Annotated in this window: 24 protein-coding genes; 16 read left to right on the forward strand and 8 right to left on the reverse strand. The window is 49.5% G+C overall.

Going from position 1 to position 23,996, the window contains the following annotated elements:
* The first annotated feature begins 61 nt into the window (after positions 1–61).
* The 7 genes from rfaQ (at position 62) to JZ655_RS00520 (ending at position 7,083) form a co-directional block, all read left to right on the forward strand.
* Positions 62–1,132, forward strand: coding sequence for a lipopolysaccharide core heptosyltransferase RfaQ (gene rfaQ / locus JZ655_RS00490; protein WP_207292730.1), 1,071 nt, complete (start codon positions 62–64; stop codon positions 1,130–1,132).
* Positions 1,129–2,253 (forward strand): glycosyltransferase family 4 protein, encoded by a 1,125-nt coding sequence (locus tag JZ655_RS00495; RefSeq protein WP_040077837.1) that lies wholly within the window; start codon positions 1,129–1,131, stop codon positions 2,251–2,253. The genes rfaQ and JZ655_RS00495 overlap by 4 nt, the downstream gene beginning before the upstream one ends.
* Positions 2,246–3,043 (forward strand): lipopolysaccharide core heptose(I) kinase RfaP, encoded by a 798-nt coding sequence (gene rfaP, locus JZ655_RS00500; RefSeq protein WP_207292731.1) that lies wholly within the window; start codon positions 2,246–2,248, stop codon positions 3,041–3,043. The genes JZ655_RS00495 and rfaP overlap by 8 nt, the downstream gene beginning before the upstream one ends.
* 49 nt (positions 3,044–3,092) lie before the next feature.
* Positions 3,093–4,103 carry a lipopolysaccharide 3-alpha-galactosyltransferase gene (gene waaO / locus JZ655_RS00505; RefSeq protein ID WP_207292732.1) on the forward strand — a complete coding sequence of 337 codons (1,011 nt, stop codon included), beginning with the start codon at positions 3,093–3,095 and terminating at the stop codon, positions 4,101–4,103.
* Between the two features lie 41 nt (positions 4,104–4,144).
* The gene (rfaY, locus tag JZ655_RS00510; RefSeq protein ID WP_207292733.1) at positions 4,145–4,852 is read left to right on the forward strand and encodes a lipopolysaccharide core heptose(II) kinase RfaY; all 708 of its coding nucleotides are present in this window, start codon (positions 4,145–4,147) and stop codon (positions 4,850–4,852) included.
* 62 nt (positions 4,853–4,914) lie between these two features.
* Positions 4,915–5,934: a glycosyltransferase family 8 protein gene (locus JZ655_RS00515; RefSeq protein ID WP_207292734.1), complete on the forward strand. Its 1,020-nt coding sequence runs from the start codon at positions 4,915–4,917 to the stop codon at positions 5,932–5,934.
* 6 nt (positions 5,935–5,940) lie between these two features.
* Positions 5,941–7,083 (forward strand): lipopolysaccharide N-acetylglucosaminyltransferase, encoded by a 1,143-nt coding sequence (locus JZ655_RS00520; protein ID WP_207292735.1) that lies wholly within the window; start codon positions 5,941–5,943, stop codon positions 7,081–7,083.
* A gap of 29 nt (positions 7,084–7,112) precedes the next feature.
* On the opposite strand, the gene rfaL is transcribed toward JZ655_RS00520, so the two are convergent.
* The 4 genes from rfaL to rfaD are packed head-to-tail and all read right to left on the reverse strand — an operon-like array spanning position 7,113 to position 11,312.
* Positions 7,113–8,327: an O-antigen ligase RfaL gene (gene rfaL, locus JZ655_RS00525; protein ID WP_207292736.1), complete on the reverse strand. Its 1,215-nt coding sequence runs from the start codon at positions 8,325–8,327 to the stop codon at positions 7,113–7,115.
* A gap of 27 nt (positions 8,328–8,354) precedes the next feature.
* On the reverse strand, positions 8,355–9,317 hold the full coding sequence (gene rfaC, locus JZ655_RS00530; protein WP_207292737.1) for a lipopolysaccharide heptosyltransferase RfaC: 963 nt from the start codon (positions 9,315–9,317) through the stop codon (positions 8,355–8,357).
* 3 nt (positions 9,318–9,320) lie between these two features.
* Positions 9,321–10,367, reverse strand: coding sequence for an ADP-heptose--LPS heptosyltransferase RfaF (gene rfaF, locus JZ655_RS00535; RefSeq protein WP_207292738.1), 1,047 nt, complete (start codon positions 10,365–10,367; stop codon positions 9,321–9,323).
* A gap of 12 nt (positions 10,368–10,379) precedes the next feature.
* Positions 10,380–11,312: an ADP-glyceromanno-heptose 6-epimerase gene (gene rfaD / locus JZ655_RS00540; RefSeq protein ID WP_207292739.1), complete on the reverse strand. Its 933-nt coding sequence runs from the start codon at positions 11,310–11,312 to the stop codon at positions 10,380–10,382.
* A 303-nt stretch (positions 11,313–11,615) separates the two neighbouring features.
* Here rfaD and yibB point away from each other — a divergent pair, with 303 nt between their 5' ends.
* The 4 genes from yibB to JZ655_RS00560 all read left to right on the forward strand — a co-directional run bounded on the left by yibB (position 11,616) and on the right by JZ655_RS00560 (position 16,270).
* On the forward strand, positions 11,616–12,473 hold the full coding sequence (gene yibB, locus JZ655_RS00545) for a protein YibB (RefSeq protein WP_207292740.1): 858 nt from the start codon (positions 11,616–11,618) through the stop codon (positions 12,471–12,473).
* Between the two features lie 286 nt (positions 12,474–12,759).
* Positions 12,760–13,956, forward strand: coding sequence for a glycine C-acetyltransferase (gene kbl / locus JZ655_RS00550; protein WP_207292741.1), 1,197 nt, complete (start codon positions 12,760–12,762; stop codon positions 13,954–13,956).
* A gap of 9 nt (positions 13,957–13,965) precedes the next feature.
* Positions 13,966–14,994 carry an L-threonine 3-dehydrogenase gene (tdh, locus tag JZ655_RS00555; RefSeq protein WP_040077852.1) on the forward strand — a complete coding sequence of 343 codons (1,029 nt, stop codon included), beginning with the start codon at positions 13,966–13,968 and terminating at the stop codon, positions 14,992–14,994.
* A 241-nt stretch (positions 14,995–15,235) separates the two neighbouring features.
* On the forward strand, positions 15,236–16,270 hold the full coding sequence (locus JZ655_RS00560) for a glycosyltransferase (RefSeq protein ID WP_046886294.1): 1,035 nt from the start codon (positions 15,236–15,238) through the stop codon (positions 16,268–16,270).
* Here JZ655_RS00560 and JZ655_RS00565 read toward each other — a convergent pair.
* From JZ655_RS00565 to gpmM, 3 genes are read right to left on the reverse strand one after another with little or no spacing between them, the layout of a single operon-like run.
* Positions 16,257–17,222 (reverse strand): divergent polysaccharide deacetylase family protein, encoded by a 966-nt coding sequence (locus JZ655_RS00565; RefSeq protein ID WP_207292742.1) that lies wholly within the window; start codon positions 17,220–17,222, stop codon positions 16,257–16,259. The genes JZ655_RS00560 and JZ655_RS00565 overlap by 14 nt on opposite strands.
* A gap of 3 nt (positions 17,223–17,225) precedes the next feature.
* Positions 17,226–18,485 (reverse strand): murein hydrolase activator EnvC, encoded by a 1,260-nt coding sequence (gene envC, locus JZ655_RS00570; RefSeq protein ID WP_242637326.1) that lies wholly within the window; start codon positions 18,483–18,485, stop codon positions 17,226–17,228.
* Positions 18,486–18,518: 33 nt separating this feature from the next.
* On the reverse strand, positions 18,519–20,063 hold the full coding sequence (gene gpmM / locus JZ655_RS00575) for a 2,3-bisphosphoglycerate-independent phosphoglycerate mutase (RefSeq protein WP_207292743.1): 1,545 nt from the start codon (positions 20,061–20,063) through the stop codon (positions 18,519–18,521).
* Positions 20,064–20,310: 247 nt separating this feature from the next.
* Here gpmM and JZ655_RS00580 point away from each other — a divergent pair, with 247 nt between their 5' ends.
* The 5 genes from JZ655_RS00580 (at position 20,311) to cysE (ending at position 23,495) form a co-directional block, all read left to right on the forward strand.
* Positions 20,311–20,742 (forward strand): rhodanese-like domain-containing protein, encoded by a 432-nt coding sequence (locus JZ655_RS00580; RefSeq protein WP_207292744.1) that lies wholly within the window; start codon positions 20,311–20,313, stop codon positions 20,740–20,742.
* Positions 20,743–20,756: 14 nt separating this feature from the next.
* Entirely contained in the window at positions 20,757–21,008 is a 252-nt protein-coding gene (grxC, locus tag JZ655_RS00585; RefSeq protein ID WP_040077862.1) for a glutaredoxin 3, read from the forward strand.
* A 34-nt stretch (positions 21,009–21,042) separates the two neighbouring features.
* Positions 21,043–21,510, forward strand: a complete 468-nt coding sequence (gene secB, locus JZ655_RS00590) for a protein-export chaperone SecB (protein WP_014168079.1) — start codon at positions 21,043–21,045, stop codon at positions 21,508–21,510.
* Positions 21,510–22,541, forward strand: a complete 1,032-nt coding sequence (gene gpsA, locus JZ655_RS00595) for an NAD(P)H-dependent glycerol-3-phosphate dehydrogenase (protein ID WP_046886289.1) — start codon at positions 21,510–21,512, stop codon at positions 22,539–22,541. Before secB ends, gpsA begins: the two co-directional genes overlap by 1 nt.
* Before the next feature lie 132 nt (positions 22,542–22,673).
* Positions 22,674–23,495 carry a serine O-acetyltransferase gene (cysE, locus tag JZ655_RS00600; protein WP_040077864.1) on the forward strand — a complete coding sequence of 274 codons (822 nt, stop codon included), beginning with the start codon at positions 22,674–22,676 and terminating at the stop codon, positions 23,493–23,495.
* Here the strand turns inward: cysE and trmL are convergent.
* Complete coding sequence (gene trmL, locus JZ655_RS00605; RefSeq protein ID WP_040077865.1) at positions 23,492–23,965, reverse strand: tRNA (uridine(34)/cytosine(34)/5-carboxymethylaminomethyluridine(34)-2'-O)-methyltransferase TrmL; 474 nt, start codon at positions 23,963–23,965, stop codon at positions 23,492–23,494. The genes cysE and trmL overlap by 4 nt on opposite strands.
* Positions 23,966–23,996 lie beyond the last annotated feature (31 nt).

Raw genomic sequence — 23,996 nt, forward strand, 5'->3', positions numbered from 1 at the left:
GGGCGGTAGCGTGCTTTTTTCTGCCTGCCTTTACCGGACAATCACAACAAAAGAGCCGCTTGTGGAAAAGTCATTTCGAAAAATTCTGGTTATAAAGATGCGTTTCCATGGAGATATGTTATTAACAACTCCTGTCATCAGTACGCTAAAACAGAATTATCCTGACGCAAAGATTGATGTGCTTCTTTATCAGGATACGATGCCGATATTGTCAGAGAATCCTGAAATTAATGCGCTGTATGGCATTAAAAATAAGAAGGCAAACGCGGCAGAGAAAATAGCGAACTTCGCAAATTTAATTAAAACCCTCCGCGCTAATCGGTATGACCTGATTGTTAACCTGACAGATCAGTGGATGGTTGCGCTATTAGTCAGGCTTCTCAACGTACCCGTTCGGATTTCACAAGATTACAGCCATCGCCAGTCATCGTTCTGGCGCAATAGCTTTACTCATCTTGCCCCTTTAGTAGGCGAGAATGTTGTTGAAAGTAACCTTTCAGTACTGGCTCCCCTGAACCTGACCTCGTCCGTCAGTCGTACCACGATGAGTTATAACCCGTCATGCTGGGAACGTGTGCGTAGCGAACTGGATAAAGCAAGAGTCGGCGAACATTATGTTGTCATCCAGCCTACGGCACGTCAGGTTTTTAAATGCTGGAACAACGAGAAGTTTTCCAAGGTCATCGATGCCCTGCATGCAGAAGGCTATCAGGTTGTACTGACCTCCGGGCCTGGTAGTGATGATCTGGCCTGTATAAAGGCGATTGCCGAAGGCTGTAAAACGCCTCCCGTAACGGCGCTTGCCGGTAAAGTGACTTTCCCTGAGTTGGGGGCGCTGATTGATCATGCGGAACTGTTTATTGGCGTGGATTCCGCGCCCGGACATATCGCGGCGGCGGTTAACACACCTCTGGTGTGCTTATTTGGTGCGACAGACCATAATTTCTGGCGCCCCTGGTCTACGAATATGATTCAGTTTTGGGCCGGTGATTACCGACCAATGCCGCCGCGCGAGCAACGCGATCGCAATGAGATGTATCTGTCCGTCATTCCTGCCAGTGATGTTATTGCGGCGGTAAAGAAAATGTTGCCTGTAAGTCATGTGACGACAGTGGAAGGTGACGCACTATGATCGTTGCTTTCTGTTTATATAAATATTTCCCGTTCGGCGGTCTGCAGCGTGATTTTATGCGCATTGCGCAGACCGTTGCGGCTCGTGGGCATCATGTTCGCGTGTACACCCAGTCCTGGGAAGGTGAGTGCCCGGACGTATTTGAGTTGATACGCGTCCCGGTAAAATCCCGCACCAATCATGGACGTAACGCGGAATATCATGCCTGGGTACAGGCACATCTTCGTGACCATCCGGTGGATCGGGTCGTTGGCTTTAATAAGATGCCTGGCCTCGATGTCTATTATGCAGCCGATGTCTGTTACGCCGAGAAAGTGGCGCAGGAGAAGGGATTTTTCTATCGTCTGACTTCGCGCTATCGGCACTATGCGGCCTTTGAACGTGCGACCTTCGAGAACGGCAAGCCAACGCAATTACTGATGTTGACGGATAAGCAGATCGCTGATTTTCAGAAACATTATCAGACTGAAGCTGAGCGTTTTCACATCCTTCCGCCCGGTATTTACCCCGACCGGAAGTACAGCCAACAGATTCCAAACAGTCGCGAAATCTATCGTCAGAAAAATGGCATTAACGAGCAGCAGCACTTAATCCTGCAGGTCGGCTCTGACTTTAGCCGTAAGGGCGTAGACCGTTCTATCGAGGCGCTGGCGTCGCTACCTCAGGCGCAGCGTCAGAATACCCAGCTTTTTGTCGTTGGCCAGGACAAACCGCGGAAATTCGAGGCGCTGGCGGAAAAACTCGGCGTTCGCAGTAATGTTCATTTCTTCTCCGGACGTAACGATGTTGCAGAGCTGATGGCAGCGGCAGATTTACTGCTGCATCCTGCCTATCAGGAAGCCGCCGGTATCGTATTGCTGGAGGCGATTACCGCAGGCTTGCCCGTACTGACAACGGCAGTTTGCGGCTATGCACACTATATTGAGGATGCTAATTGCGGCGTCGCCATTGCAGAGCCTTTCCGGCAAGAAGCGTTGAATGAAGCGTTACGCAAAGCGCTGACACAACCGTCACTGCGCGCTGCCTGGGCGGAAAATGCGCGCCATTATGCGGATACCCAGGATTTATACAGCCTGCCGGAGAAAGCGGCGGATATCATAACAGGTGGTTTAGATGGTTGAGCTGAAAGAGCCGTTAGCCACATTATGGCGCGGTAAAGATGCTTTCGAAGAGGTCAAAAATCTGCAGGGTGAGGTCTTCCGGGAGCTGGAAACTCGCCGTACCTTGCGCTTCGAGCTGGCTGGTAAAAGTTATTTTCTGAAATGGCACCGCGGGACGTCCCTGAAAGAGATCGTGAAAAATCTGCTCTCGCTGCGTATGCCGGTTTTAGGTGCCGACAGAGAGTGGCACGCCATTCATCGGCTGAGTAAGCTGGGCGTAGATACCATGTATGGTGTCGGCTTTGGTGAGAAAGGCCTCAATCCCCTCACGCGTACGTCCTTCATCATAACGGAAGATTTAACCCCGACGATTAGCCTGGAAGATTACTGTGCGGATTGGGCAACCAATCCTCCGGACGTGCGCGTGAAACGTATGCTTATCGATCGTGTTGCGACCATGGTTCGTAAAATGCACGCGGGAGGGATCAATCACCGCGATTGTTATATTTGTCACTTTCTTCTGCATCTGCCGTTCAGTGGCGACGAAGCGGATTTAAAGATCTCAGTGATTGACCTCCATCGTGCGCAAATTCGTGAAAAAGTCCCACGCCGCTGGCGCGATAAGGACCTTATTGGACTCTATTTTTCGTCAATGAATATTGGATTGACGCAGCGGGATATCTGGCGATTTATGAAGATTTATTTTGAGTTGCCATTAAAAGACATTCTTCGCCAGGAGAGCGATCTACTGACGCAGGCAGAAGAAAAAGCCAGTAAAATTCGCGAAAGAACGATTCGCAAGTCGTTGTAACCCGCCCGGGGCTATCCTTTCTCTTTATATTTAGCGGACAAGAATTAACATGTCTCAGTTTAGTGACAAAGATGTCATCCTTTCAGTATTTGATTATGACTGTCGAGAAATTAAATCGAACGATAGCCTTAATATTGCATTCGGCATCGATAAAAACTTCCTCTTTGGCTGTGGTGTTGCGATAGCATCAATATTGCTGAATAATAAATCGCTAAATTTTGAATTCCATGTATTTACCGATTATTTTAGCGACGAAGATAAAGTACGTTTTTCCGAGTTGGCTGCGCAATACCACACTTCTGTTAAAGTTTATCTGATTAATTGCGATAAACTTAAGACGCTTCCGTTTACCAAAAATTGGTCTTATGCAACTTATTTCCGTTTTGTTATAGCGGATTATTTTTATCATAAAATTGATAAGTTATTGTATCTTGATGCAGACATCGCCTGTAAGGGCAGTATTCAAGAACTAGCCGAATATACGTTTGCGGAAAATGAAGTTGCAGCGGTGGTAACAGAAAGGGATAGCGAATGGTGGACCAATCGCGCGAATACCCTCACTACCCCAGCCCTGGCTTCAGGGTATTTTAATGCCGGATTTTTGCTGATCAACATTAATGAATGGCAAAAAAATGACATTTCTACCCGAGCGATTGAAATGCTGCGTATACCTGAGTGGGTAGAGAAAATCACGCATTTGGATCAGGACGTACTGAACATTTTACTGGCAGGTAAAGTGAATTTTATCGACGGGAAGTACAACACACGTTTTAGTATCAATTATGAACTGAAAGATGATGTTGTGAATCCTGTGAATGATAAAACAGTATTTATTCACTATGTCGGTCCTACAAAACCCTGGCACGAATGGGCAAATTATCCGGTATCGCAAAGTTTCCTTGATGCTAAGAAGCATTCTCCATGGCAAAACGTTGAGCTTTTAAAACCAGTAAATAGTAATCAGTATAGATATTGTGCCAAGCATAAATTCAGGCAAGGAAAGACCTTGCAGGGTATTTTGAGTTACATTAATTATTATAAAAATAAACTTATTAAGTAATAATAAATACTTACTAAAAATTTAAAAATAACGGTTTCATTATGATTCAAAAAAAGACAATAGATAATTTAGTGGTTTTCGTAAAAGATAACGATCCCTTTTATGAAAAAATTTTGAAAGATTTTCTTCGTTTTAATCTTAAAGTGACAAAAGTATTTCGTTCAATTGAAGATACTAAAGTCATACTGATCGAAACCGAACGCGGGCCGATAGTACTAAAAGTCTTTGCGCCGAAACATAAAAAAGTAGAGCGATTCCTGAAATCGTGCGTAAAGAGAGATTACTACGAAAACTTAATTTATCAGACTAATAGAGTCAGAAACGAGGGTGTATCCTCGATTAATGATTACTATCTATTGGCTGAGAAAAAGACATTGAATTTCTCCCATTACTTTATAATGTTAATTGAATACATTGAAGGTACAGGTTTAGAACAATATGTTGACGTCCCTGAACATATTAAGAAAGAGATTTCAGATTCAATAAAAGAGTTACATGATCATGGTATGGTGTCAGGCGATCCACATAAGGCTAATTTCATTGTGTCGGAGCAGGGATTACGCTTGATAGATCTTTCTGGTAAAAAAACGAGCCCATTATTGAAAGCGAAAGACAGGCTTGATCTTGAGCGTCATTACGGAATCAAAAATACACTGCATGATTCTGGATATAACTCGCTCCTCTTTAAAAAGAAAGTTAAAAACATTATTAGAGAAATAAAGGTTAAGCTGGGTCTGAAGAAACGCTAGTTATTTCTGAAGACTTAGTAAGTAACAGTACGTATAGATAATACGCCTGAAAGGTAAATAACTTGGATTTTAAACAATTAACCCGGTTTAAAGACATAATTGTGCTGGATAAACGCATTGAAAAATGCGACGACCGCGATACTTTTAATATTTCATGGGGTATCGATAAAAACTATCAGGTCGGTGCAGCAATATCCATCGCATCGATCCTGGAGAATAACAAGCAGCATGACACGCCGTTTACCTTTCATATTATTTCGGATGTCTTAGATACTGACTTTGTTCATCTGCTTACTGAGCTTGCTGAACAGTACAGAACAGTTATTAAACTCTATCATATTGATGCAGCACCTTTATCGACACTACCCAAAACGAATATCTGGCCCGTGTCGATTTATTATAGACTGCTCTCGTTCGATTACTTCTCTGAACGACTGGATAAACTGTTGTACCTTGATGCTGACATCACCTGTAAAGGCTCACTAGAAGAGTTGATTGCTCTGGAGTTTAACGATCAGTACGGTGCGGTAGTTGTTGATGTCGATTCTATGCAGAAGAAGAGTGCCGAACGACTGAAAAATCCAGAGTTCGAAGGGCATTATTTTAACTCTGGTGTGATGTATATTAATCTGAAGCAGTGGTTGAATTCGCATCTGACGGAAAAGTTTTTTGATTTGCTTTCTGATCCTCAAGTGACAGAGAATATAAAGTATCCAGACCAGGATATTTTAAATATTATGTTCCTCCACCATGCTGAGCTTCTTCCGCGGGAATATAATACAATCTATTCTCTTAAATCTGAGTTTGAAGAAAAGAATAAAGAGTATTACCTTTCGTTTATCACAGATAAAACAGTGTTTATACACTATACGGGCGTGACGAAGCCCTGGCATGACTGGGCAAGCTATCCGTCAGCCCGATTTTTCCGTGATGTTTATGCGCTTTCGCCATGGAAAGTAAAGCCCTGGCAGCCAGCCGTAAGAAAACACGAGTGCCGCGAGAAATACAAACATTTATTATATCAAAATAAGTACTTTGCTGGTTTATACACAGCAATTAAATATAATTTGATGAAGAGCTAAATTAGAATGGTTGATAAAATCATCTTTACGGTTACGCCGATATTCTCTATTCCTCCTCGGGGCGCCGCAGCAGTAGAGACATGGATGTATCAGGTTGCTCAACGAACCACCATTCCTAATCGTATTGTGTGTATTAAAAACGAAGGATATTCTGATTATACGCAGGTGAACGATAACTGCAGTATACATCGCATCGGTTTTAGTCGGGTTTACAAACGCATTTTTCAGAAATGGACGCGTCTCGATCCTTTACCCTATTCGCAACGTATTCTTAACATAGCAAAAGATTTTCCGATTACCGATAAAAGCGTCATTGTCGTACATAACAGTATGAAGCTTTATCGACAGATCAGGGAGCGCGCGCCACAAACTAAAATTGTTTTACACATGCACAACGCGTTCGAGCCGAAAGGACTGAATCCTGATATTAAAATGATTGTGCCGAGTCAATTTCTTAAGAATTACTATCAGGCTTATTTGCCTGATGCGGATATTGTCATAGTTGATAACGGTATCGATCTGGACGCATATCAATCAGACTGTTCATCACAGCTAAGGTCGGAGTTGAACCTTTCCACTCGCGATAAGGTTATTTTCTATGCGGGACGTATAGTTCCTGATAAGGGTGTATTGCTGCTTCTGAAGGCTTTCGAAAAACTCGTGGAAGAACAGAGTGATTTGAAGCTTGTCGTCGTTGGCGACCATATGGAAGTGAGTAAAAGCGATAAAGGTGCGTATCAGCAGGAAGTCCGGGACGTCGCGGCTCGTATGCAGAATAAGTGTCTCATGCTGGGTAGTATTCCGCCTGAGAAGATGCATCTTTACTATCCGCTGGCTGATTTAGTTGTTATCCCTTCTCAATTTAAAGAGCCGTTTTGTATGGTGGCGATAGAGGCAATGGGGGCAGGTAAGCCTGTCCTTGTCAGTACTCGCGGCGGAATGGTGGAGTTTGTTAAGTCTGAGGAGACTGGTTACCACTTACGCGAACCCATGACAGTCGATTCGATAGCGCAAGACATTAAGGATGTCCTCGCTAGAGAGGATCTTCATCGGACCGCTGAGCAGGGTCAAAATCAAATATTCGAGCGTTACAGTTGGTCAAGTGTGACACAAAGTTTTGAAGCGGTTATTCACAACTGGTTTGATTGAAAAAAAGGCTACTTAACGTAGCCTTTTTTTTATGCCGTTTTATTTTTCATGGCTAACAGTAAGCCTGCAAAAATTCCTAGCAGGTCTAATTCAATTTGCTCGAAATTGCCTCTGACGATGAAATAGCCAATGAACGATAGCAAAATAAACATATACGCATTAAAGGGCGAATAGCGATCATTCTTAAACCCATTTGCGACACACTCTTTAATAATGCCCGCGTAGATCAGTAAAAGGCCGAACAAGCCAAGTATTCCCGTACCGAACCAGACAAACAGTGCAAGGTTATGGGGGCCAATAGACTGTCGGAATGTCCACTGAGGATAATCAACAACACGCTTGTTGTAGACGTCTTTATAGGCCGCATTACCAAAACCATAACCGATGACAGGATTTTCCATAATCAGGTCGAATGCGCTTCCCTGAGTACCATTTGTATAACGATGAGTGCTGTCCGTCTGCTGCAATTTGTAAGCCAATCGCTTAGCAACATCTTTGTGCGACATAAGGGCTGTGAAGCAGAGTGCACCAATAATGATCCCACTAATCAATAACTTCCACTGCCTGTACAGCAATGTCCAGACAAGGCCAACTATCAATACAGCGAGCCATGCTCCCCGTGAAAGCGTACCTAGCATCAAAAAGAGATAAGCGGCACTCAGTATAACGAATGCAATACGATATTTTGTAGATTTGATAAGCCACAGATTTAAGAGGGCAGGGAAAAGAAATACCAGTGAATCTGACACCCCGCGATGACGATAATCGCTAAAGGGCAGTACGCCATTTTGAAAATCAATATAATAGTAAACCAGCGAGGTTAAACTGCGAAGACTTAATGCTGTCAAGAATGCAGACAATACCAGTCTGGTAATTAGCTGTTTACTCTCCTCCCGCAATAATACCGGAAGGCTAAGGGTACATAGCAACATGTTTTCAACGACAGAGTTGTTGATTTCTTTTAAGCTTGCTCTGATGTCTGGTGTCTGGAAAAGTGATAAAAAAGTAATAATTGTCAGGAAAACAATACTTCCAAAGAGGAAGGTTTTGAAAATGGGAAAATACTGCCTGGGCTGTTTGCATAGGTAAGTAATAGTGGTAATCGTCATCAAAATGACAATAAGATGCTTATAGCGAGTAATACCATCTAAAAAGTAAGTCGCAATGAACAAAAAAACCAATGCTCTGTTCCAGTATTGCTTCCAGTTTTTATTCTCATTATTGAAAAGTAATGCTAAGGCCATTTTTTCTCCGACGTTTGCTCATGAGAGTTAAAATTTAGACGTTAATTGGTCAAACACAATAGAAGCGGGTAAGTTCGCAAGCATTTTATTTGCAGAACGGCACTCCAACTGGTTCATCCCATAACCCCCTATCAATCCAGGATCCGTTGGGCCATATAAAGTGATATTTGGGCGATCCAGCGCCGCGGTAAGATGGCTCAGACCTGTATCCACCGACACAACAAATTTCGCGCCAGCCAGGACCTTCGCAACATTTTCAAGACTCATTCGTGGCAACACTTCCACGTAGTCAAACCCTTCAGCCAGCCTTTTGGCTCGCGCCTCTTCATGCGGCGCACCCCACGGCAGTTTGATTCGAATCCCTGACGCTGCCAGTAATCCGATCAACTCTCTCCAGTTTGCTTCCGGCCAGTGCTTATCATCACGGGTCGTGGCGTGTAAAAATACCGCATACTGGCCTGCATCTGCATTAAGATGATTCAAAAAATGCTGCGCTATCGCATAGTTGCCCTGTGCTCGTGGTTTGTTGTAGCCCAGACTGAGCGCAAAAAGTTCACGAGTACGTTCCACCGCATGTTGCTGCTTTGGGACAGAGTGACGTTGGTTATAGAAAAGCGAAGCCAGGGGTTCGCGGGCGGACTGCCAGTCCATGCCGTGCTTAATACCGCGCGCGAGGCGGGTGACCAGCGCAGCGCTTTTAACCAGACCCTGTGCGTCGATAACCGCATCGTAATTTTCAGCCTGTACAGCCTCACGAAACGCTTTACGTTCTGCTTTTACCGCCGCTGAAAACCATGCTTTACGCCAGCGACGAATGGCTACCGGGATAACGCGATCGACCGCTGCATGCCATGATGGGATTTGAGCGAAACCTTCCTCAACCACCCAGTCGAATCGAATACCCGGTATTGCCTGCTGTGCGTCAGTCAGCGCAGGTAGCGTATGTAATACATCGCCCATTGAGGATGTTTTGACGATCAGAACCCGCATCTGTCAGCTTTCCTCTTGCAGTAACAGGCTGTTGAGTTCTTCAAGCACGCGCTGTGGAGTAATGTCGATGAGGCTTTGATGGTAACCCTCAGCCGTATCGCCTTTACGCACTTTGTGATAGCCCGTAATCAGGCGGATCACGCGAGCCTTATGCGACAACGGTGGCGTAAAGTCCGGGCTGCTGGGACCATAAAGGGCAACCAGCGGGCGGTTAAGTGCGGCAGCGACGTGCATCAGCCCTGAGTCGTTAGTGACTACGGCTTTACAGGCGGCTATCAGAATGACCGCCTGCTCCAGCTGGGTCTCTCCTGCCAGGTTACGGCACCACGCCTGCTGCTCGTTGCTGAGTGTGGCGAGAATTTCATTGCCGGCTTCGTGATCTTTGGCTGAGCCAAACAACACGATTTGGAAGCCTTCATCAATAAGCTGTTTTGCCAGTTCGGCATAGTGGTAGTGCGGCCAGCGCTTTGCCGGGCCGAATTCTGCGCCCGGACAGAAGCCGATCATCGGACGTTCTGAAGAAAGACCAAACGTACTGCAAACCTGGGACTTTTCACCGTCATTAACCTGCAGTTGAGGCCAGAGCAGGGGCTGCGGTAAGTCCTTCGCTGTTTGCATCACGCCTTTATCATAGGCCAGCGCCACATAGCGCTCGACCATAAGTGGCCAGGCTTCTTTATCCAGCACGCGCGCGTCATTGAGCAGGCCGTAGCGCATTTCGCCGCGCCAGCCTGTACGATGAGGAATACTGGCAAAAAAAGGCACCAGGGCAGATTTAAAGGAGTTGGGCAGCACATAGGCGCGGTCATAGCGTCGTTCACGCAGACTGTGGCCGAGCTTACGTCGCTCGCCAATTTCCAGCGCCCCGTGGCCGAGCGGCATCGGGATCGCTTCGTTCACTTCTGGCATACGCGATAAGAGCGGACGGCACCACGCAGGTGCCATCACATCAATAATCGCCTGGGGATAACGCGCCTTGAGCGTGCGATAGAGACTTTGCGACATCATCATGTCGCCCACCCATGACGGGCCGATCACCAGTATTCTCATTGCTTGCCTGCCTTACGCGTCGCGGTTCAGCCAGGCCATATATTCCGTTACCCCTTCGGCAACGGTCTTGAACGGCTTGTCGTACCCCGCTTTACGCAGGTTTGTCAGGTCAGCCTGCGTGAACGCCTGGTAGCGGCCTTTCAGTTTGTCCGGGAACGGGATGTATTCAATGCTGCCTTCTTTGTGGTATGCCAGCGTGGCGTCAGCGACCGCCTGGAAGGACTCTGCGCGGCCTGTGCCCAGGTTATAGATACCGGACACACCGTTTTCCCAGAACCACAGGTTCACCGCTGCCACATCGCCCACGTAGACAAAGTCGCGCTTGAAGCCGTCGCTGCCTTCGAACAATTTCGGGCTTTCACCGTTATTCAGCTGAGTGTTCAGGTGGAACGCCACGCTCGCCATGCTGCCTTTGTGCCCTTCACGCGGCCCGTAGACGTTAAAATAACGGAAGCCAACAATCAGGGAATTTGCTTCAGGTAGCACCTGACGTACATATTCATCAAACAGGAATTTGGAGTAGCCGTAGACGTTCAGCGGCTGCTCATACTCGCGGGATTCGATAAAGTCAGATGTACGGCCGCCGTAGGTGGCTGCAGAAGAGGCATACAGGAACGGGATTTCACGTTCCAGACAGTAGTGCAGGATCTCTTTGGAGTACTGATAGTTATTGTCCATCATGTACTTGCCATCCCACTCGGTGGTGGAGGAGCATGCCCCCTCGTGGAAGATGGCTTCGATCTCGCCGAACTCTTCACCCGCCATAATCTGGATAAGGAAATCTTCTTTATCCATATAGTCAGCAATGTTCAAATCCACCAGGTTGACGAACTTGGTGCCATCTTTCAGGTTGTCCACCACCAGGATGTCGGTGATGCCTTTGTCATTAAGGGCTTTAACGATGTTACTTCCGATGAAACCTGCGCCGCCGGTAACGATGATCATAACTGTAACCTTTGAAGTGTGGAGCCCGGGGACAATCCCGGATGCTAATGTCTGTAATCATATCATCACAACGGCATCCCTTCAGCCATTTGAACCGCGTCCTGAGGAGTTTCTGAAGGTAACAAGGGCTTTTCAGTTGCTTCCCATAAAGGCGGCTGGAAAAAATATTATATCGGGATAATTTGCCTTAATATTTTCAATCGTTATTAGTTAAATACACTTTGTTGGTTAATAAATGAACTATGTACAGCCTGTAGTCAGTTATGTTATAATTATTCTTTTATAATAACGGTTATATCTACGATGAATTCATCTACCACGATTGTGACAGCATATTTTGATATTGGTAGAGGAGAGTGGACTTCTAATAAAGGATTCCGCGAAAAACTTGCGCGTTCAGTTGATGTTTATTTTAGTTATTTTGAACGTTTAGCCGCGCTTGAGAATGACATGGTGGTTTTTACCTCTCCGGATTTAAAAGCAAGAGTCGAAGCTATTCGTGAGGGTAAACCAACAACGGTTATTACGATTGATATTAAAAATAAATTTAAACATATCCGTTCGCGCATTCAAAAAATTCAACGAGATGAAGCTTTTACCAGCAAACTAGAGACGCGACAACTTAAAAATCCTGAATACTGGTCGCCGGATTATGTACTGGTTTGTAATCTAAAATCCTATTTTGTAAACAGAGCTATTAATGCTGGTCTTATTAGGACGCCGCTTGTCGCCTGGATCGACTTTGGCTATTGCCGTAAAGATAATGTGACCCGCGGTCTTACTGTCTGGGATTTCCCGTTCGATCCAAATAAAATGCATCTTTTTACCATTAAAAAGGGTCTTAGCGTTAATTCCCTGCAACAAGCTTTCGATTTTATGATCGGTAATCATGTGCATATTATTGGCGGGGCACTTGTTGGTTCACAAGAGAAATGGAAAGAGTTTTACCCTCTTGTTTTCCAGAGCCAGAAATTGACCCTTGAAAATAATATCGTGGATGATGATCAAGGGATCTTTGTTATGTGTTATTACAAAAGACCCGATCTGTTTGCTTTGAACTACCTGGGACATGGTAAATGGTTTGATCTGTTCCGCTGTTTCAAACGTTCCCGGTTCGGTGCAAAAATGCAGGCACTCAGGATTTTCTTGTCCAGAAAATAATCATTCCAACCGACGCCGTCTCCTCTTCTTCTTTATTACATTTCTGTTTTCCCGGCGCCTTTACCAAAGGCGCTTTCGGATATTTCTTTCCTGCGCCGTTAAAAGCCACATAAAACTCATGGTTTATTGTGGTTCTATAATTGCCATGCCCGTGTAAAAGCACCGACATACCACAAGGATACACGTGATTTATGCTGCAAAAACGACAACAGATGATGCGTCATCTCGTATCCCCGTATAGCTTTGGGTAATATGTGCCAAAATTTGCCGAGTCTGGAGAATTGCAATGCGTGGGGATTTTTACAAACAGTTAAACAGCGACCTGGAAACCGCACGTGCGGAAGGGTTGTTCAAAGAAGAGCGTATTATTACCTCTGCTCAGCAGGCCGATATCACCGTTGCCGACGGCAGCCATGTGATCAACTTCTGCGCCAACAACTACTTAGGTCTCGCGAATCATCCTGAGCTGATTGCCGCAGCCAAAAATGGCATGGACTCCCACGGTTTCGGTATGGCCTCCGTGCGCTTCATCTGCGGCACGCAGGATAGCCATAATCAGCTTGAGCAAAAGCTGGCGAATTTCCTCGGGATGGAAGATTCCATTCTGTACTCCTCCTGTTTCGATGCTAACGGCGGTCTCTTTGAGACGCTGCTTGGCGCAGAGGATGCAATCATTTCCGACGCGCTGAACCACGCCTCCATTATTGACGGTGTGCGCCTGTGTAAAGCGAAGCGTTACCGTTACGCCAACAACGACATGGTTGAGCTGGAAGCCCGTCTGAAAGAGGCGCGTGAAGCCGGCGCTCGCCATGTGCTGATTGCCACCGACGGCGTATTCTCTATGGACGGCGTGATCGCCAATCTGAAGGGCGTATGCGACCTGGCGGACAAATACGACGCGCTGGTAATGGTTGATGACTCTCACGCCGTCGGCTTCGTGGGTGAGAATGGCCGTGGCTCGCACGAATACTGTGAGGTGATGGGCCGCGTGGACATCATCACCGGTACGCTGGGCAAAGCGCTCGGCGGCGCGTCCGGCGGCTATACCGCTGCGCGTAAAGAGGTGGTGGAGTGGCTGCGCCAGCGTTCTCGCCCGTATCTGTTCTCCAACTCGCTGGCCCCGGCGATTGTTGCGGCCTCTATCAAAGTGCTGGAGATGGTAGAAGCGGGCAGCGAACTGCGCGACCGTCTGTGGTCCAACGCCCGTCTATTCCGCGAGAAAATGAGTGCGGCAGGTTTTACCCTGGCGGGTGCTGACCACGCGATCATCCCGGTGATGCTGGGCGATGCGGTGGTGGCACAGAACTTTGCTCGCGAGCTGCAAAAAGAAGGAATTTACGTTACCGGGTTCTTCTTTCCGGTGGTGCCAAAAGGTCAGGCGCGCATCCGCACCCAAATGTCTGCGGCGCATTCGCCTGAACAAATTGAACGTGCGGTAGAAGCCTTTACCCGCATCGGTAAACAGCTGGGCGTAATTGCCTGAGGACGTGTAATGAAAGCGTTATCCAAACTGAAAGCGGAAGAAGGGATTTGGATGACCGACGTGCCGGAGCCGGAAGTCGGTCATAACGATCTGCTGATCAAAATTCGTAAAACGGCCATCTGCGGCACAGACGTTCATATCTACAACTGGGACCAGTGGTCACAGAAAACCATCCCGGTACCGATGGTTGTAGGTCATGAATATGTGGGCGAAGTGGTCGGTATCGGGCAGGAAGTCAAAGGCTTTAAAATTGGCGACCGCGTCTCTGGCGAAGGTCATATTACCTGCGGCCACTGCCGTAACTGCCGCGGTGGACGTACGCACCTGTGTCGTAATACCGTCGGTGTAGGGGTGAACCGTCCGGGTTGTTTCGCAGAATATCTGGTGATCCCGGCGTTCAACGCCTTCAAAATCCCGGACAACATCTCTGACGATCTGGCCTCCATCTTCGACCCGTTCGGTAACGCGGTCCATACCGCCCTCTCTTTCGACCTGGTGGGCGAAGATGTGCTGGTCTCCGGTGCCGGCCCGATTGGGATTATGGCGGCTGCGGTTGCGAAGCACGTGGGTGCGCGTAACGTTGTTATCACCGACGTGAATGAGTATCGCCTGTCGCTGGCACGTAAAATGGGCGTGACCCGCGCGGTAGATGTTTCGAAAGAAAGTCTGAATGATGTCATGGAAGAGCTGGGTATGACCGAAGGTTTTGACGTCGGTCTGGAAATGTCCGGCGCGCCGCCAGCGTTCCGTACCATGCTCGACACCATGAACCACGGCGGTCGTATCGCGATGCTGGGTATTCCGCCTTCGGATATGTCTATCGACTGGAACAAGGTCATCTTCAAAGGGCTTTTCATCAAAGGCATTTATGGCCGTGAGATGTTCGAAACCTGGTACAAGATGGCGGCGCTGATCCAGTCTGGCCTGGATCTGACTCCGATTATCACTCATCACTTCTCTGTCGATGAGTTCCAGAAAGGCTTCGACGCCATGCGTTCCGGTCAATCCGGCAAAGTCATCCTCAGCTGGGACAAATAATAAAAAAGGCCGAGTTATTCGGCCTTTTCTTATAAGGCTTGTCTGAAATGTTGTAAATAAATGTCATTTGTCATAAATATTGCGTAATTGAGTTATTGTCTCGTTGTGCTGCTAATTTTAATTACCTAACCTGAACGTCAATACACTTTACACTTAGACGCCGCATACATTGCCAGCCTTAATACTTTCTTAATATAAGGGCTGTACAATGCCGCGTAACCTCAAGGGTATTTGGTAAGTGATGATGAATAGTTCAATCAGGCTCAGTGTGATTATTCCGTTGTACAATGCGGCAAAGGACTTTAATGCCTGCATGGAATCATTAATCGGGCAAACATGGACTGCTCTGGAAATTATTATTGTCAACGACGGTTCTACAGATAACTCCGTTGAAATTGCACAATATTATGCTGACAACTACCCCCACGTTAAGCTGATTCATCAGAGTAACGCCGGGGCCTCTGTCGCCCGTAACCGCGGGCTTGCCGTCGCTACAGGCGACTACGTCGCCTTTGTCGATGCGGATGACCTGGTCTATCCAAATATGTACGAAACGCTGATGAAGATGGCGCTGGAGGACGATCTTGATGTCGCCCAGTGTAATGCTGACTGGTGCGTGCGAGAAACGGGCAGTACCTGGCAATCCATCCCCACCGATCGTCTGCGTTCTACGGGTGTATTAACCGGCCCGGACTGGTTGCGCATGGCACTGGCATCACGCCGCTGGACGCATGTTGTCTGGATGGGTGTATATCGGCGTGAGGTTATTCTCAAAAACAAAATCATGTTTGTTCCGGGTTTACACCATCAGGACATTGTGTGGACCACTGAATTTATGTTTAACGCTGTCCGCGCAAGATATACCGAAGAATCTTTATATAAATATTTTTTACATGACCAGTCAGTAAGTCGTCTTAAAAGACAAGGGGATAAAAACCTTAATTACCAGCGTCATTATATGAAGATCACACGATTACTTGAGAAATTAAATCGTGACTATGCAAATCGCATTACGATTTATCCTGAGTTTCATCAGCAAATCACCTATGAAGCATTGCGCGTATGCCACTGCGTACGTAAAGAAAAAGATATCTCAACGCGCCAACGTATGATTGCTGAGATTTATGCTTCCGGGATGTATAAACGTATGGTCATGAACGTGCGCAGCGTGAAACTGGCCTGGCAGGCGATGCTGTGGACATATCGCCTGTGGAAATGGCGCGACAAAACGCTGTCGCCCCACCGTATTACCCGCAAAGTGCTCAATCTACGCTAACGTTTTTGCTACCGGGGGATCGCCCCCATCCCTGCCACTGATGCTGGAAATAGCTCACCAGCATGCTTTGAGCGATGCTGTCGCTCAGTACGCTAAAGAATCGGTCTGCATATACCGGCGCAGGCGCCCCCTTCGGTTTACAGATATTCACGCCGCGGAACGGATTTCGCGGGGTGTCAGGTGCATTGCCTTTCGGCGGCGTCATATTGGGTGTGGAAGTATCCACCTGCGGCTCGTTTAACAGGCTGCTTGGGCGCACCAGCGTAATGTCAGAGGGCAGCGTCGGTAGCATCTGCTGCAATACGCGTACGGTAGAAGGGTGGGGATGCCCAATCGCAATGGCAGAACCATTGCGGCGTGCCAGCTGAACGGCACGATTAAACTGCACGCGGATATCCGCCTCGTTTTGCGTATCGTCCAGGAACACTTTGCGCTTAATCACTTTCACGCCTGTACCCTGTGCCGCACGCATCGCCTGGCTGTTGCCAATGGTCATGCTGTCGAGGAAATAGAGGTTATAGCGCTCCAGCGCCTGCATCACCTTCTGCATTCCAAACAGGCTTGAGGTCATGGCGCTGCCCATATGGTTGTTCAGCCCCACCGCGTACGGTACTTTGCCGTAGGCCTCCCGGATGATCCGTTCAACCTCGTCGCTGCTCATTTCCGGGCGCAGTGTATCTTTTTCTAAGGGCTGTTTGCTTAGCGGTGCCATCGGCAAATGAATCAAGACCTCGTGACCGCTATTGTGCGCTTTGGTGGCCATTTCGCGAGCGTGGGGCGCGTTCGGTAATACCGCTACGGAGATAGCGGGAGGCATCGCCAGCACCTGATTTTCATTGTGCGGACGATAACCGAAGTCATCAATGACGATGGCAAGTTTGCCTGCGTAAACGGGTGCAACCAGCGCCAGTGCGCTGGCGACGGAGAGAACGATACGACGAAATTGAAGCAAAACTTATCTTCCCAACCACGGCTGTGGATTGACCGCCTGACCCTGGCGACGAATTTCGAAATAGAGTGACGGGCGGCCCTGACCGCCACTGCTGCCCACAAGGGCGATGGGTTGGCCGGCGCGCACCTGGGTGCCCACGCTGACCAGAGCGCTCTGGTTATAGCCGTAAAGACTCATATCGCCTTTACCGTGTTCCACCACTACCACCAGCCCGTAACCCTGCAGCCAGTCGGCCAGAATTACGCGGCCATCGGCAATGGCTTTCACTTCGCTACCTTCAGACGCACCGATAACAATCCCTTTCCAACGTAGCTCACCCTGCAGTTGTTCGCCATAGCGATGCAGAATTGTACCGCGTACAGGCCAGTAAGCCTGACCGCGCGGGGAGCCCAGGCCACCGGTACGCGACATCAATGAACGTTCGCTTTCAGTTGGTTTGTAGGTGGTGCCTTTACGGGACGCTTCCTGCTGTTTGTTACGTACAGCCTGCGCCTCGCGCGCCTCTTTTTCGGCACGCGCTTTGGCAGCCGCTTCCGCACGGGCAATGCTGTTACGCAATTTAGATTCGTTAGCGCGCATTTCGCTGAGCTGACTCTGACCAGCCTGAATGGAAGACTCCAGCCCGCTCAGCGTTTTTTTACGCTCGTTGCGCGCCTGCTCCAGCTTCGCCTGCTGCGCCTGCTGTTCGTAGAGCAAGGTCTGCTGCTGGCTCTGCTTCTCTTCCAGCTCGGCTTTTTGTGAGGAGACCTCTTCGCGCGTCTGTTTCAACTGCGCAATGGTCTCCTGACGCGCCTGGTTCAGATAGCCAAAATAGGCCTGCAAACGCTGGCCACGCTGACTCTCTTCACCGCTCAAAATCAATTGAATGCCGGTATGTTCGCCCTGACGGAAGGCCGCGTCGAGCTGCGCCGCAAGATTACGCTCCTGGCTAATGCGCTGGCGTTCAAGTTTGGCGATCGACGCGTTCATTTCATCGATTTGCTTATTGAGCTGAGTGAGGGTGTTTTGAGTTTCGCGCAATTTACGCGTCGCGGCAGAAATCGCCTCTTCCTGCTGCTTAAGTTGCGCAAGCAGTGCGGCGCGTTGCTGCTGTTGCTGGCGTACCGCACGCTCTTTCGCGGCGATATCGGCCTGAATAGATTTAAGCTGATCCCGGTCATCCGCATGGGCGGACGCAGCGCACAGCAATACGCCAGCGCTGAGCGCGCTGGCGTAAAGCAGAGGTCTGACTGATAACCGTATCGGCTTCACGACCCATGTGATTGAAAAAATCGCCTTTCCCCTCATGGGGAAGGATTATTCCACGATGAACAGCGCCTTGCCAGTCATCTCTTTCGGGATTTCCATACCCATCAGCGTCAGCATAGTGGGCGCGATGTCAGAAAGCTTGCCGCCTTCGACCGCTTTCACTGATTTATCACCCACGTAGATCAGCGGAACGGGCAGGTTCGTGTGCGCCGTATGTGCCTGCCCGGTAGATGGATCGCGCATCTGCTCGGCATTGCCGTGGTCGGCGGTGATCAGCAGTTGTCCACCCACCGCTTCCACCGCTTTCGCGACCTGCTCAACGCAGTGATCCAGGGCTTCCACGGCTTTCACCGCGGCTTCCATTACGCCGGTATGACCAACCATGTCGCCATTTGGGTAGTTACAGATGATGGTGTCGTATTTCCCGCTCTCGATTGCCGCCACCAGTTTTTCAGTCAATTCTGCAGAGCTCATTTCAGGCTGCAGATCGTAGGTCGCTACTTTCGGGGAGTTAATCAGAATACGATCTTCGCCGCTGAACGGCTCTTCAACGCCGCCATTAAAGAAGAAGGTAACGTGAGCATATTTCTCGGTTTCGGAGATACGTAGCTGGGTTTTGTCATTCTTCGCCATCCATTCACCGAAGGTATTCTCCAGCGAAGCAGGGGGATAGGCGCAAGGGGCATTGATGTCAGCGGCGTATTCGGTCAACTGGATGTAGTCGAGGTTAACCACTTTCTTACGGGCGAAGCCGTCGAAATCGTGATTTACAAACGCACGGGTAATTTCACGGGCACGGTCGGCGCGGAAATTCATGAAGATCAAAGCATCGCCATCGTTCATGGCGGCATCAGGCTGGCCTTCAGCGCGAATGACGGTCGCTTTCACGAATTCGTCGTTTTCATCCCGTGCGTAAGCGGCTTCCAGGCCTTCGACGGCGGTCGCGAACTGGAATTCACCTTTTGCCAGCGTCATCAGGTCATAGGCCTGCTCAACGCGGTCCCAGCGATTATCGCGGTCCATGGCGTAGTAACGGCCGATGAGAGAAGCTACGCGCCCCTTACCCAGAGCAGCAAACTTCTCTTCAAACAGCTGCAGAGAGTGTTTAGCGCTACGCGGTGGGGTATCGCGACCATCAAGGAAGGCGTGAAGATAGATTTTTTCTGCACCGCGTTCTGCCGCCAGCTCGACCATCGCCAGAATATGATCTTCGTGGCTGTGTACACCGCCTGCAGAGAGCAGACCCATAATGTGTACCGCTTTGCCTGCCGCTACCGCTTTATCTACCGCGCCGCACAGGGTCGGGTTAGCAAAGAAAGTCCGTTCTTTAATTTCAACATCCAGACGGGTGAGATCCTGGTAAACAATGCGCCCGGCGCCCAGGTTTACGTGTCCGACTTCGGAGTTGCCCATCTGGCGATCCGGCAGACCGACTTCCAGACCGGAAGCATCAATCAAGGTATGAGGGCGTTTAGCCCACAGTGCATCCATGACCGGGGTTTTGGCGTTGAGAATGGCGTTATCCTGGCTCTCTTCACGGTAGCCATAGCCATCCAGGATCACCAGTACCATAGGTTTTTTAGAAACCGACATTGCGACAACCTCTGTGCGTAATAGACAAAAAATTTGCGTAATTTTACTACAGCTGAATCGTGCAAATAGCCGCAGAAGATCAAAGAAATCCGCGGGGCAGAGGTTCTTCAGGGCAATTTTGGTCTTTTTTTTCGTGGCAGGCCGCAGAAAATGGATTAGCTTAGTGTCGCTGGCTGTATTTGCTCCAACGCGCAGGTATACTCCTGTCCTGGTTTTTTATTCACTTAGTCGGGAGTCGTTACCCCCCATGCAAGAAATTATGCAATTTGTTAGCCGCCACCCCATACTTTGTATCGCGTGGATTGGTTTACTGGCCGCTGTGCTGTTCACTACTTTCAAAGGCCTCACGTCTAAAGTGAAAGTGATCACTCGTGGCGAAGCAACGCGTCTTATTAATAAAGAAGACGCGGTGGTTGTCGATCTGCGTCAGCGTGACGATTTCCGTAAAGGGCACATTGCAGGCGCTATCAACCTGCTGCCCGCTGAAATCAAAGCAAACAATTTTGGCGAACTGGAAAAGCATAAAGACAAACCGATTATCGTTGTGGACGGTACCGGCATGCAGGCTCAGGAGCCCGCCAATATTCTCTACAAGGCAGGCTTTGAAAAAGTGAGCGTCCTGAAAGAGGGTATCTCCGGCTGGAGCGGCGAGAATCTGCCTCTGGTTCGCGGCAAATAAACAGGAGTCAAGTCATGGCCAATATCGAAATCTATACCAAAGCGACCTGCCCGTTCTGCCATCGCGCAAAAGCGCTGCTGGACAGCAAAGGTGTCTCTTTCCAGGAGTTGCCGATTGATGGCGACGGCGCGAAGCGTGAAGAGATGATTAAGCGAAGTGGCCGCACGACGGTTCCGCAGATTTTTATCGATGCGCAGCACATTGGCGGCTGTGATGATTTATATGCGCTCGACGCGCGCGGCGGGCTTGATCCTCTGCTGCGCTAAGGCGTTTTAAGACAATAAAAAAAGGGTTTTTTTCATGTCAGAACAAAACAACACCGAAATGACTTTCCAGATCCAGCGCATTTATACCAAGGATGTCTCGTTTGAGGCTCCAAATGCGCCGCATGTTTTCCAGAAAGACTGGCAGCCAGAGGTTAAACTTGATCTTGATACCGCATCTACCCAACTGGCGGATGACGTGTATGAAGTCGTGCTGCGTGTGACCGTAACTGCTTCTCTGGGCGAAGAAACGGCGTTCCTGTGTGAAGTACAGCAGGGTGGTATCTTCTCTATCGGTGGCATTGAAGGCAACCAGATGGCGCATTGCCTGGGTGCATACTGCCCGAACATTCTGTTCCCGTATGCCCGTGAGTGCATTACCAGCCTGGTGTCTCGTGGTACATTCCCGCAACTGAACCTTGCGCCGGTGAACTTCGATGCGCTGTTCATGAACTATCTGCAGCAGCAAGCTGGCGAAGGTACTGAACAACATCAGGATGCCTGATGAGTACTGTTAATGCGTCAATGACTGTGATCGGTGCCGGCTCTTACGGCACCGCTCTTGCCATTACTCTGGCAAGAAATGGCCACCAGGTTGTGCTCTGGGGCCATGACCCAAAACATATCGCAACGTTGCAAGCCGATCGCTGTAACGTGGCGTTCCTCCCTGATGTGCCTTTCCCCGACTCACTGCACCTTGAAAGCGACCTCGCGACGGCGCTGGCGGCCAGCCGTAACATTCTGGTTGTGGTACCCAGCCATGTGTTTGGCCAGGTTCTGCGTCAGATAAAACCGCTGATGCGAGCCGATGCGCGTATCGTCTGGGCGACCAAAGGGCTGGAAGCCGAAACCGGACGTCTGCTGCAGGATGTGGCGCGCGAAGCGCTGGGGGATGAGATACCGCTGGCGGTGATCTCCGGACCGACATTTGCGAAAGAGCTGGCAGCGGGTCTGCCTACGGCCATCTCTCTGGCGTCCACCGATGAGACTTTTGCCGACGATTTGCAGCAGCTTCTGCACTGCGGTAAGAGCTTCCGTGTCTACAGCAACCCCGATTTTATCGGCGTGCAGCTGGGTGGTGCGGTGAAGAATGTGATTGCCATCGGTGCCGGGATGTCCGACGGTATTGGCTTTGGTGCCAATGCGCGAACAGCGCTGATCACCCGCGGCCTGACCGAGATGTCCCGACTGGGCGCTGCGCTGGGTGCCGATCCTACAACCTTTATGGGCATGGCGGGGCTGGGCGACCTGGTGCTTACCTGCACCGACAACCAGTCACGTAACCGCCGCTTCGGCATGATGCTCGGACAGGGCATGGATGTCACGGGCGCGCAGGAGAAGATTGGTCAGGTGGTTGAAGGCTACCGCAATACCAAAGAAGTTCGCGAATTGGCGCACCGTTTTGGTGTCGAAATGCCAATAACCGAGGAAATTTATCAGGTATTGTATTGCGGAAAAAATGCGCGCGAGGCAGCATTGACCTTATTAGGTCGTGCGCGAAAGGACGAGCGCAGCAACGAAGCCTCCCCGAAATAACCGGGGCCGCAGGGTAATAACCAATAACCCTGCAGCCTGATGTCGGACGGGGATAATCGCAGGGATCCTTTGTCATCCAACGACACGGCCAGCAGAGACTGGCCGGTCGTACCATTACGTCTGGAGTAAGCAATGCCGTGTGAAGAACTGGATATCGTCTGGAACAATATTAAAGCCGAAGCCCGGGCTTTGGCCGACTGTGAGCCTATGCTGGCCAGCTTTTATCACGCGACGCTCCTCAAGCATGAAGATCTTGGCAGTGCCCTGAGTTATATGCTCGCCAATAAGTTGTCTTCCGCCATTATGCCCGCCATTGCCATTCGCGAAGTGGTCGAAGAGGCCTATGCCGCCGACCCGGAAATGATCGCCTCTGCCGCCTGTGATATTCAGGCTGTACGCACGCGTGACCCGGCGGTGGATAAATACTCCACCCCTCTGCTTTACCTGAAAGGGTTTCATGCGCTGCAGGCCTACCGCATCGGCCACTGGCTGTGGAATGAAGGCCGCCGCGCACTGGCGATTTTTCTGCAAAACCAGGTTTCGGTCACCTTCCAGGTCGATATTCACCCGGCCGCGAAGATTGGCCGGGGCATCATGCTCGACCACGCCACCGGTATTGTGGTGGGTGAAACGGCGGTGATCGAAAATGATGTTTCGATCCTGCAGTCGGTGACCCTGGGCGGTACCGGTAAAACCAGCGGCGATCGCCACCCGAAAATTCGTGAAGGGGTGATGATTGGTGCCGGGGCGAAGATTCTGGGGAATATCGAAGTGGGGCGCGGTGCGAAAATTGGTGCCGGCTCAGTGGTATTGCAACCTGTTCCTCCTCATACCACCGCCGCAGGCGTTCCGGCGCGTATTGTCGGCAAGCCCGATAGCGACAAGCCGGCGATGGATATGGATCAGTTCTTCAACGGTATTCACCATACCTTTGAGTATGGTGATGGCATTTAACTTCTGAGGATGGCGCCGGCATAACCTAGCTGGCGCCAGGCTTCATAAACCACCACCGACACCGCATTAGAGAGGTTCATACTGCGGCTGTCCGGCATCATGGGAATACGAATTTTTTGCTCAGCAGGCAGCGCATCCAGAATCGTTGCTGGCAGACCGCGCGTCTCTGGGCCAAACAGCAGATAATCCCCTTGCTGATAGCTCACGGCACTGTGCGCTGGCGTACCTTTGGTGGTCAGTGCAAACATGCGCTGGGGTTTCTCTGCATCCAGAAAAGCCGCGAGATCCCGATGGCGAACCACGGCGGTAAATTCATGGTAATCCAGCCCCGCGCGACGCAGGCGTTTGTCGTCCCACGTAAAGCCCATTGGCTCAATGATATGCAGGCGAAAACCGGTGTTAGCGCACAGGCGGATGATATTGCCGGTATTCGGCGGAATTTCTGGTTCGAAGAGTACGATGTTAAGCATGCTGACTGCCCCCTTATTTGCGGGGGGCAGG

The sequence above is a fragment of the Leclercia pneumoniae genome, from assembly GCF_017348915.1.
In the GTDB taxonomy this organism is placed as follows: Bacteria; Pseudomonadota; Gammaproteobacteria; order Enterobacterales; family Enterobacteriaceae; genus Enterobacter; species Enterobacter pneumoniae.

What these genes read in the sequence shown, in the direction of transcription:
- JZ655_RS00495 (WP_040077837.1), top strand. Translation starts at nt 1,129, where the DNA reads ATGATCGTTGCTTTCTGTTTATATAAATATTTCCCGTTCGGCGGTCTG.
- rfaP (WP_207292731.1), top strand. Translation starts at nt 2,246, where the DNA reads ATGGTTGAGCTGAAAGAGCCGTTAGCCACATTATGGCGCGGTAAAGAT.
- waaO (WP_207292732.1), top strand. Translation starts at nt 3,093, where the DNA reads ATGTCTCAGTTTAGTGACAAAGATGTCATCCTTTCAGTATTTGATTAT.
- rfaY (WP_207292733.1), top strand. Translation starts at nt 4,145, where the DNA reads ATGATTCAAAAAAAGACAATAGATAATTTAGTGGTTTTCGTAAAAGAT.
- JZ655_RS00520 (WP_207292735.1), top strand. Translation starts at nt 5,941, where the DNA reads ATGGTTGATAAAATCATCTTTACGGTTACGCCGATATTCTCTATTCCT.
- rfaL (WP_207292736.1), bottom strand. Translation starts at nt 8,327, where the DNA reads ATGGCCTTAGCATTACTTTTCAATAATGAGAATAAAAACTGGAAGCAA.
- rfaC (WP_207292737.1), bottom strand. Translation starts at nt 9,317, where the DNA reads ATGCGGGTTCTGATCGTCAAAACATCCTCAATGGGCGATGTATTACAT.
- rfaF (WP_207292738.1), bottom strand. Translation starts at nt 10,367, where the DNA reads ATGAGAATACTGGTGATCGGCCCGTCATGGGTGGGCGACATGATGATG.
- rfaD (WP_207292739.1), bottom strand. Translation starts at nt 11,312, where the DNA reads ATGATCATCGTTACCGGCGGCGCAGGTTTCATCGGAAGTAACATCGTT.
- yibB (WP_207292740.1), top strand. Translation starts at nt 11,616, where the DNA reads ATGAATTCATCTACCACGATTGTGACAGCATATTTTGATATTGGTAGA.
- kbl (WP_207292741.1), top strand. Translation starts at nt 12,760, where the DNA reads ATGCGTGGGGATTTTTACAAACAGTTAAACAGCGACCTGGAAACCGCA.
- tdh (WP_040077852.1), top strand. Translation starts at nt 13,966, where the DNA reads ATGAAAGCGTTATCCAAACTGAAAGCGGAAGAAGGGATTTGGATGACC.
- JZ655_RS00560 (WP_046886294.1), top strand. Translation starts at nt 15,236, where the DNA reads ATGATGAATAGTTCAATCAGGCTCAGTGTGATTATTCCGTTGTACAAT.
- gpmM (WP_207292743.1), bottom strand. Translation starts at nt 20,063, where the DNA reads ATGTCGGTTTCTAAAAAACCTATGGTACTGGTGATCCTGGATGGCTAT.
- JZ655_RS00580 (WP_207292744.1), top strand. Translation starts at nt 20,311, where the DNA reads ATGCAAGAAATTATGCAATTTGTTAGCCGCCACCCCATACTTTGTATC.
- grxC (WP_040077862.1), top strand. Translation starts at nt 20,757, where the DNA reads ATGGCCAATATCGAAATCTATACCAAAGCGACCTGCCCGTTCTGCCAT.
- secB (WP_014168079.1), top strand. Translation starts at nt 21,043, where the DNA reads ATGTCAGAACAAAACAACACCGAAATGACTTTCCAGATCCAGCGCATT.
- gpsA (WP_046886289.1), top strand. Translation starts at nt 21,510, where the DNA reads ATGAGTACTGTTAATGCGTCAATGACTGTGATCGGTGCCGGCTCTTAC.
- cysE (WP_040077864.1), top strand. Translation starts at nt 22,674, where the DNA reads ATGCCGTGTGAAGAACTGGATATCGTCTGGAACAATATTAAAGCCGAA.
- trmL (WP_040077865.1), bottom strand. Translation starts at nt 23,965, where the DNA reads ATGCTTAACATCGTACTCTTCGAACCAGAAATTCCGCCGAATACCGGC.